Here is a 7,779-nt window from a genome sequence, read left to right on the forward strand (position 1 = left end):
GGATCACGAAGGCGGCACTGGTGGAAACAGTGGTTCACGTTCCCATCACCCTCGCGGCGGCGGACACGCGGGCACCAGAGCCGACCTTGGAGATCGTCGCCCAACACCGGCCGGAACTGCTTCCGCAGCTGCGCGAACCCCTGCCCGGGCGCGCCGGCCTGCTCTCCATCGCGAGGGCGCGGACGTTTCTCGGCTACCAACCGCGGTTCTCTCTGGACGCGGCCTGCCGCGACAGCACCTGAGCGAAGCGCTACCTCGGCGGCCTCATCCGCCGATCCTCGACTCTGGACCGCGTCCATCCTCCGAGAGTGCGACCAGGCGCCTACGGGCGGTGTTGCGGTGGGCGACAGGGGCAGTGAACGACATGACCAGCCCTACGATGCTGGATGGGCGATGAGACCGTGGATGCAGGACCTGCTTGGCGAGGCGTCGGTCCGGCGCACCACCTTGGGTGGCGCCCGGTTATGCGAGTCGGTGCTTGAGCGGTTCGACAAACTGCCGGTCGATCTCGAAGGCCGTGCGAGGCAGGTGAGCGTCAACCCGACCAGCGCTGCGTAGTCCGGATCGTCAAAACCTCCAGCGCAGGGCCCACGGAACCGCGTGCCGGTCCTGTTGACTGCACCCAGCCATCCGTGCGTCAGGAGGTGTCGCCGTAAACAGCGCCGTGGTCCGGTCCGGTGGAGTAAGCGCAAGGTTGTCTTGTTCGCATCTTCGGGGGTGCGTCCCGCTGGAGCGACTCCTCCAATCGTCCGGACTCCTGGAGACATCGAACGCGAAAGCCAGGAGCGTCGATAGGTGTTACGGCGTGATGAAACCCACCTCATCTATCTGGATGAGCCCTCCAGGTGCTTGTCGTCCGTGGCAGGTAATCTGGATGCCAGTGACGGAATCGCGCAACGGCCACGTGGAGATGTCCACCGACACTCTGTTCCACTGGCAGGTTGAAACTCCTGGTTGGTTACCGTGATGGACTCCGAGCCGCTGAATACCGTGATGTCGACCGCATATCCGCCGACGGGTCCGGGGCGATCCGCCGTAGCCGTTGACCCAGGCGTGCACGGCGGTGGCACCGGACAGGTCCGCCGGACTCGCGAGGGTGGTACCCACCGACCTGCCCTCGGTGACGCTAATCAACGACATTGTGCCTGTAGTGATGCCGCCCCGGCCATTGCCCACTTCGGTTGATTGGGGAACGTACGGTCGTGACGGACTCGACGTTGGCGACGGGCTCCCAGCCTTGCACTCCGTGCTCGAAGCCATAAAGGATGTTCTACCGGTCTGTCCCCGGGCGGACCGGTGCGTCGAACGCGGACAGGTCGATGCTGTTGCCCATCGCCAACGCGCCGGCCATAGTCGGGTGAGTCCGGTCGGAAGCATAGTCGGCTCGGATCTTGTCCGGGTTCGCGGGATCGGCGAGAACTGACGCGAAGTAGATCACGCTGTCGAATACCGTCTGACTGGAGATCCAGTTATTGACCTTATTGGGCTGCAGCTCCATTTCGGCCGTCCAATAGTCACCGGTGACTCTGGGAACGATGTTGGCGATGATGGCGCGCTTGCCGGCGTCATGGATACGCTGGGCGGCCCTCGTCATCGCATAGATGACCTGGTACCCCCACCGATCGCCGCGTTGACCACCGTACGGCGCCTACCGGCCGGACGTTCGTGTACCCGTCTTGCCAGGACATCGGTCCATCGGTGTCCTTGTCGACGTCAGTGCCGGCAGCGTCTGTGATCGAGTCCCCAAGCACGGCGACGGTTCCACTGGCGTCACCGCAGGTGACGTCGACAGTCGACGCCGTCTGGCCCGGTTGGACTGGTGCACATATGCAGGTGGACCTCGTCGGTTTCAGTAGGGCTCCCACCACTCGCCCCGCTTCATGTCGCGACGGTCAGCCTGGGTCAGTAAAAGCCGCGCGACACCAGGCTGGCTTGGCGGACGTTGACAGGTGTCACAGCTCGACCTACGATCAACGGCTATTGCGATTGGAGCGCTCAAACATCCTGCCGCATTCGCCTCGGTTCCCTTCATCGCATCGAGTTCAAGGAACGGCTGCTGAACAACCGAGTCCGGCGGCCCGGCTGAGACGGTAAGTGGTCATTTCAGTCGGACGTCACCGAGATGTAGGCGCCGTGGTTCCGCACAGTTCGGCCAGACTGGGGAGTTCATATGAGCATCTATGAAAGACCAGAACAGCCATCGCCCCCGCTCCGACAGCGAAAAGATGAGATGGCGGCCGCGAAAGTGGCGAGGGGCCACATGCGCGGTCGGCGTGACGTGCTCCGGCTGGGAGCCGGGCTTGGTGGTGTGCTGGCGACGTCAGCTCTGTGGGACGGGTTGATGGAGACACCCGCGCTCGGGTCCGAGAGGGCTCCACGGGTGCAGCCAGAGATACTGGGCAACGGCAAATATCCGATCGGGTTGTGGGTGGCCCCTCCGCCGGAGGAGACGACGAACGCGCGCTACGCGGAGATCGCCGATGCCGGCTTCACGTTCGTGATCGGGATCGACGGATGCGGGGGATTCTGCCAGCCCGGTGAGACAACGACAGTTGACAATGCCCCGATGCTGAACGCCGCCGCGGCGAACGGCCTCCAGGCGCTGGTGTTCGACCGACGGATCGGCCATATCCAGAACTCTCCGCCAGAGCAATGGCGTGACATCATCTCAACGACGTTACGCGAGTACGACCAATTCCCGGCGTTCGCGGGCTTCGACATCCGCGACGAGCCCCACGCCAGTCTCTTCAGCCAGATCGGTGCCGTCAACGACGTGCTGCGTGAGCTCGATCCGAGCGTGTTGGGTTATGTGAACCTCTTCCCGACCTACGCCAACTCCGACCAGCTCGGTACGCCGACCTACGAGGAGCACCTGGACCGGTACGTCACGGAGGCGCATCCCGACTTCATTTCGTTCGATCACTATCCGCTTCTGGGACCAAGTCCGGCCATTCGCGGAGACTACTTCCACAACTGGGTGCTCGTCCGCCGCCAGGCCCTTCAGTCCGGCCTACCGACGTGGGTTTTCATTCTCGCGTGCAGTCACTACGGTTACCGCCTGCCTACCGAGGCGGAGCTGTTGTGGCAGATCAATGTGAGCCTGGCCTACGGCTGTAAGGGAATCCAGTACTTCACCTACTGGACTCCGCCCCTGGACGGCTTCTACGAAGCGTTGGTGACCGTCGACGGTCGCCTCACCCCGCTGTACTACGCGGCCCAGCGCGTCAACAACGATCACCTACAGCCGGTCGGCAGGCAGCTGCTGCCATTGACATCGGAGTCTGTCACACACTTCGGTGAAGCGGAGCCACCGATGAGTGTGGAAGTATTCCACGGCGACGACTGGGTCACCTCAGCATCTGGAGCCGCGGTCATCCTTGGCCGCTTCCGCGATCCGCTACGGCCCCTCCAGCGATGGCTCCTCGTCGTGAACCGTGCCTTCGACGCCGCCGCGACGACGACGCTGACACTCGATCGACGAGTCGACGCCGTATTCGAGTTCAATCCCTCGCTCGATCTCTTCACACCTGTCCACGTAGACAATCCTGCCGAAGCAGGGGAACTCTCAGTACACATCGCAGCCGGTGCCAGCAGACTCTACCGGCTCCATGACGACCAAAGTGCCGTGCGTTAGCGCCGTCGACGACAACAGCAATTGTGGGCGACGCCGAGGGACTCGTCACTTTCGTTAAGTACGGCATCCATGGCCAGGAACTCAACAGGAGGGATCGCGCATGTCGGACGACCTCATCGAGAACGACATCGTCGAGCCGGGGACGCTGCCCCGGCGAAAAGTCCTGCAGGCCGGTGCAGTTCTCACGGCCGGAGCTACGGGCTTTGTCCCTCGCCACGCGCACGCGACTGGTGCGGCACCCGCGATACGGCTCGCTCGCGAGGGACGGACGACGTATCGGATCTACCTCGGCGCCGGCGAGGACGCCGTCGTTCGCCATGCCGCGCACGAACTCGCGACATACCTGAAGTCGATCACCTCGGCGACGTTTTCGGTCATCGTGGCCGACCGGCCGCCGTCGTATCGTGATCTGCTCGTGGTCGGCCGGCACAACCCGATCGCGGGGAACGCCGACGTCGACTACGACGCGCTGTCCGACGATGGATTCGCGCTCCGAGTCGTCGGCCAGAGCGTGGTCATCGCCGGCGGTCACTCCCGGGGAACTCTATACGGCGCCTACTGGGTGCTGGACCGTCTGCTCGGTGTTCGTTGGTTCGCCCCGGACTTCACGACGGTGCCCCGCACACCGGACCTCTCCGTCCCGCGGAGCCGCCTGGACGCAGACCATGTGCCGCGGTTCCGCTTCCGCACCGTGCTGGCGGGCGACGCGAACGACGCTGCGTACAGGCAGCACAACATGCTCAACGGGCTGCGGGACCAGTACTGGACGGTGCCGCGATCCGCCGGTATCGACACCTGGTCGACCTACTGGCCAGAGGAGGTCGAGTACCCGTTCCACGAGGTGGTGACCGATCCGTCGCACTGGTATGGCGGGCAGATCACCTGCATGGATCCAGACACCCGCGAGGCGGCGACCACCGCCCTCGTGGACATCATCAAGGGCCGGATCGCCGCCGGGCAGGACACCTCCACGTCGTTCTACCAGAACGATCAGGGCTGGACTCCCGATCCCGAGAGCCAGGCGTTCGCGGACGCGCACGGCGGCGCCCTGTCCGCGCCGGTCATCGACATGGCAAACGATGTGGTCGTCCGAGTGCGGGAACAGATCCCGGACGCCCGGCTGTCGACCCAGGGCTACTGGTGGAGCTTCACTCCTCCGACGGGTCTGCGCGTGAACGACAACGTGGTCATGACGATCGCCCCGATTCACGCCGACTTCAGTCAGTCGCTGTTCAGCGAGACGAACCGCGAGATCGGTGACAGCATCCAGCGGTGGGGCGAGATCTCCCGCCACATCGTGCTGTGGAACTACCTATGCACCTTCAGGGCGTACACTCAGCCTTTCCCCGACTGGTGGGCAATGGGCAAAAGCATTCGGTCGCTGGCCGAGGTGCCGAGTGTGCAGGGCTATTTCGGTCAGAGCGCTTGGAACGCCTCCGGTGCGGAGTTCACCCAGCTGCGGGTGTGGGTGATCAGCCGGCTGCTCTGGGACCCGTCACTCGATCCCGACGCCCTGATCCGGGAGTTCCTCGCCGGGTACTACGGTGCCGCGGCGGGACCGATATACACCTACATGCAGCTCATGCGGGATGCAGTTGCGGAGACGTCCACCATGCTCGGCGCCGTCACCCCGGACGACGCCCCCTACCTCAACATCCGCACCCTGGCACGAGCGGACGAGCTGTTCGGCCAGGCTGAGTTCGCTGTCCGGGACGACGCCACCCTGCTGCGCCACGTTCACGCGATCCGGCTCGGTGTCGACCTCCTGCTCCTGTCGCGCAGCGGCTACTTTCGGCTCGCCGCGGAAAGGGACGGCATCGAATGGAACCCGGACGCCGAGGCCCGGACACGCCGGTTCGAGGCCGAACTCCTAGCCGCGGGGCTGACCCAGCTCGACGAGGGAGGCGGCGACCCGCAACAGCTGGTGCCGGTGTTCCGTGCTGTCGCGGCGGCCGCAGGCAGCCCGGCCGTGCCGCCAGACGCGGTCGAAGGGCTTCCGGACTCCGACTGGGTCGATTACCAAGAGGATGTCTTCGTGCTCTATGCCCCGGCGGTGACCGTCGCGGAGGACGGCGACGCATCGAACGGGTACACCATCCAGATGCCCGGCGACCGCGTGGACTGGGCGGTCCAGGTGCCGCTCGACATCCTGCCGGCCGACGGACGGTGGAGGCTCTATCTCGCGGTGCGGGCGGACACTGGGGATGCCGACCCGGCCGCCACTGCGCTCACCCTCGGGGTCTGGCCCCACGAGTCGACGAGCGTACCTGTCGGCGACGTGGCCGACGGCGAGTACCACGAGATCGCCTTCCCCGGCACATACCAGGCGGCCCCGGACTCCACCACATACGCGTATGTCGCGCCGCCGGGGAACCGTGCGGTTAACCACGTGTGCGTCGATCGAATCTACGCGATCAGGGTGTGATCACCTCGACGCGTCGCAACCGACCTTCAAACCCCGAACGTCGCTAGACCGAACTTATGAACCGTACTGGGTCTCGTGGAGGCTCTGGTCATTTGCGGCTCTCCTGCCCCTTGTGTGGGTGGGGTGATGGTGGCGTGCGTAGCGCTAGGGTATGGGCTCGGCTGCTTGGGGTCGATAAGACGGTGATCGAGCATGTCGAGTTTGACGAGGATGATGGGGTGATCGTGGCCGCGGTCCGCCCTGGTTTGCGTCTGACTTCGCGATAGAGATCGGTCTGCCCACCAGATGTTGTCTGATGGGCAGACCGATCTCTATCGCGAAGTCAGACGCAAACCAGGGGCACTCCGCTTGTGGCGTGGTCAACGCCGGTTGCCCTATCGCCGGGGCGCGGCATCCTACGGAGTGCACGAGCGTTCGATGAAGGGTTCGGCGCGTTCGCCGTCGGTGAACTGGCCCACCGCCCACAGGCAGGTGCTGGCTGGGACCGCGGTGACGGCTGTCAGGCTGCTTCCGACGGTTCCCGGGTCGACGCCAGGAACGACGGTCCATGTAAGGCCGTCCCAGTGCGCGATGAGTGTGTCGGTGCCCTGCCCTCCGACGGCCCATACGTCGTCCGGTCCGCGAAGGGCCACGTCGGCGAAGGTCGCATCCATGCCGTCGAAGGTGGGTGTCGTGGAGACCTGCCAAGAGGAGCCATCCCAGCGCTGGGCGAGCAGCTCCAGGTGTGTAGGTCCATACGCGTAGCCGACGGCCCACGCCTCGGTGGCCGAATCGGCCGCCACGCTGCCGAGCAGGGCGCCGTCACGTCTGGTCGGGCTCGGTACGACGGTCCACGACGTGCCATCCCAGTGTTCGGTCAGCGTACGCATCACCATGTCGCCCTCGTCATAGTCACCGACCGCCCATAGATCGGCGGCCGACGATGCCGCGACGTCCAGCAGATTGCTGCCGAGCCCGGTCGTACCGGGGTTGGGACTCTCGACCACGGACCAGCGATCGCCGTCCCAGTGCTGGACCAGCGTCTGCCCGGTGAACGGCCAGGCAGTCACGGATCCAACCGCCCATGCATCCGTCGGCGACAATGCCGTGACGCCGACCAGCATGCTGTCGAGGGTGTTGTCGCTCGGGCTCGGCACCACCTGCCAGCGCATGCCGTTCCAGTGCAAGAGCAAGGTGCGGTGTGTTCCGTCGGCGTCGACGTCGTAGCCGGCCGCCCATACGTCTGAGGACGAGGATCCGGCGACTGCGAATAGCCAGTTTTGCGCGCGACTTCGGTTGGGGCTCGGGATACGCGTCCACAGGGAGCCGTCCCAGTGCAGCGTGAGGGTGCGAACCCCCGTCCGGTCACGAACGTATCCGACGGCCCATGCGTCCGATGGGCTGAAGGCCGTCACCTCGGTGAGATCCGCCTGCCCGCGCACCGACGGAATCGGGACCATCTCCCACGTCGATGCTTCCGCGGGTGGGACCGACGGTGTCGTGCTGCCGGCCATCGCCGTGCGGCTGCCGGCTGCGGCAGTCGCTAATGCGAGCACCGCGACCGCGATCGCCGCGGTTCCTCTGATCAGTCTGCCTGTCTTCATGAAGCACCTCCGCTAGTACCCCGTGGTTGAGATCTTTTGACGGTTCGTTTTGGTGAGGATCTGGTCGGCGGTCTTGGTCCAGACGAAGGGGTGGCAGCGGTCGTTCCAGCCGGTGATGAATTGGCGGATCTTGGTGA

6 protein-coding genes and 1 pseudogene are annotated in these 7,779 nt (G+C 65.0%); 4 read left to right on the forward strand and 3 right to left on the reverse strand.

Annotated features, from left to right (window positions below; translation table 11 throughout):
* Positions 1 to 242: hypothetical protein (locus ABNF93_RS34300; RefSeq protein WP_349332433.1), on the forward strand; the 242-nt coding region annotated here is incomplete at its 5' end.
* A 163-nt stretch (positions 243 to 405) separates the two neighbouring features.
* Positions 406 to 558 carry a hypothetical protein gene (locus ABNF93_RS34305; RefSeq protein WP_349332434.1) on the forward strand — a complete coding sequence of 51 codons (153 nt, stop codon included), beginning with the start codon at positions 406 to 408 and terminating at the stop codon, positions 556 to 558.
* A 712-nt stretch (positions 559 to 1,270) separates the two neighbouring features.
* Here the strand turns inward: ABNF93_RS34305 and ABNF93_RS34310 are convergent.
* Positions 1,271 to 1,594: an SGNH/GDSL hydrolase family protein gene (locus ABNF93_RS34310; RefSeq protein ID WP_349332435.1), complete on the reverse strand. Its 324-nt coding sequence runs from the start codon at positions 1,592 to 1,594 to the stop codon at positions 1,271 to 1,273.
* Positions 1,595 to 2,260: 666 nt separating this feature from the next.
* On the opposite strand from ABNF93_RS34310, the gene ABNF93_RS34315 reads away from it, so the two are divergent.
* Both ABNF93_RS34315 and ABNF93_RS34320 read left to right on the forward strand, forming a co-directional pair.
* Positions 2,261 to 3,634 carry a hypothetical protein gene (locus ABNF93_RS34315; RefSeq protein ID WP_349332436.1) on the forward strand — a complete coding sequence of 458 codons (1,374 nt, stop codon included), beginning with the start codon at positions 2,261 to 2,263 and terminating at the stop codon, positions 3,632 to 3,634.
* A gap of 100 nt (positions 3,635 to 3,734) precedes the next feature.
* Positions 3,735 to 6,059 (forward strand): DUF4838 domain-containing protein, encoded by a 2,325-nt coding sequence (locus tag ABNF93_RS34320; RefSeq protein ID WP_349332437.1) that lies wholly within the window; start codon positions 3,735 to 3,737, stop codon positions 6,057 to 6,059.
* Between the two features lie 395 nt (positions 6,060 to 6,454).
* On the opposite strand, the gene ABNF93_RS34325 is transcribed toward ABNF93_RS34320, so the two are convergent.
* Positions 6,455 to 7,642 carry a hypothetical protein gene (locus tag ABNF93_RS34325; RefSeq protein ID WP_349332438.1) on the reverse strand — a complete coding sequence of 396 codons (1,188 nt, stop codon included), beginning with the start codon at positions 7,640 to 7,642 and terminating at the stop codon, positions 6,455 to 6,457.
* A gap of 12 nt (positions 7,643 to 7,654) precedes the next feature.
* Positions 7,655 to 7,779 (reverse strand): annotated as a pseudogene (locus ABNF93_RS35210) (IS630 family transposase); the annotation flags it as partial.

It is taken from the genome of Actinopolymorpha sp. B9G3 (assembly GCF_040120725.1).
Lineage (GTDB): Bacteria > Actinomycetota > Actinomycetes > Propionibacteriales > Actinopolymorphaceae > Thermasporomyces.

Bases quoted from the DNA above. Each gene is read 5' to 3' on its own strand.
- ABNF93_RS34305 (WP_349332434.1), top strand. From the start codon at position 406: ATGCAGGACCTGCTTGGCGAGGCGTCGGTCCGGCGCACCACCTTGGGT.
- ABNF93_RS34310 (WP_349332435.1), bottom strand. From the start codon at position 1,594: ATGACGAGGGCCGCCCAGCGTATCCATGACGCCGGCAAGCGCGCCATC.
- ABNF93_RS34315 (WP_349332436.1), top strand. From the start codon at position 2,261: ATGCGCGGTCGGCGTGACGTGCTCCGGCTGGGAGCCGGGCTTGGTGGT.
- ABNF93_RS34320 (WP_349332437.1), top strand. From the start codon at position 3,735: ATGTCGGACGACCTCATCGAGAACGACATCGTCGAGCCGGGGACGCTG.
- ABNF93_RS34325 (WP_349332438.1), bottom strand. From the start codon at position 7,642: ATGAAGACAGGCAGACTGATCAGAGGAACCGCGGCGATCGCGGTCGCG.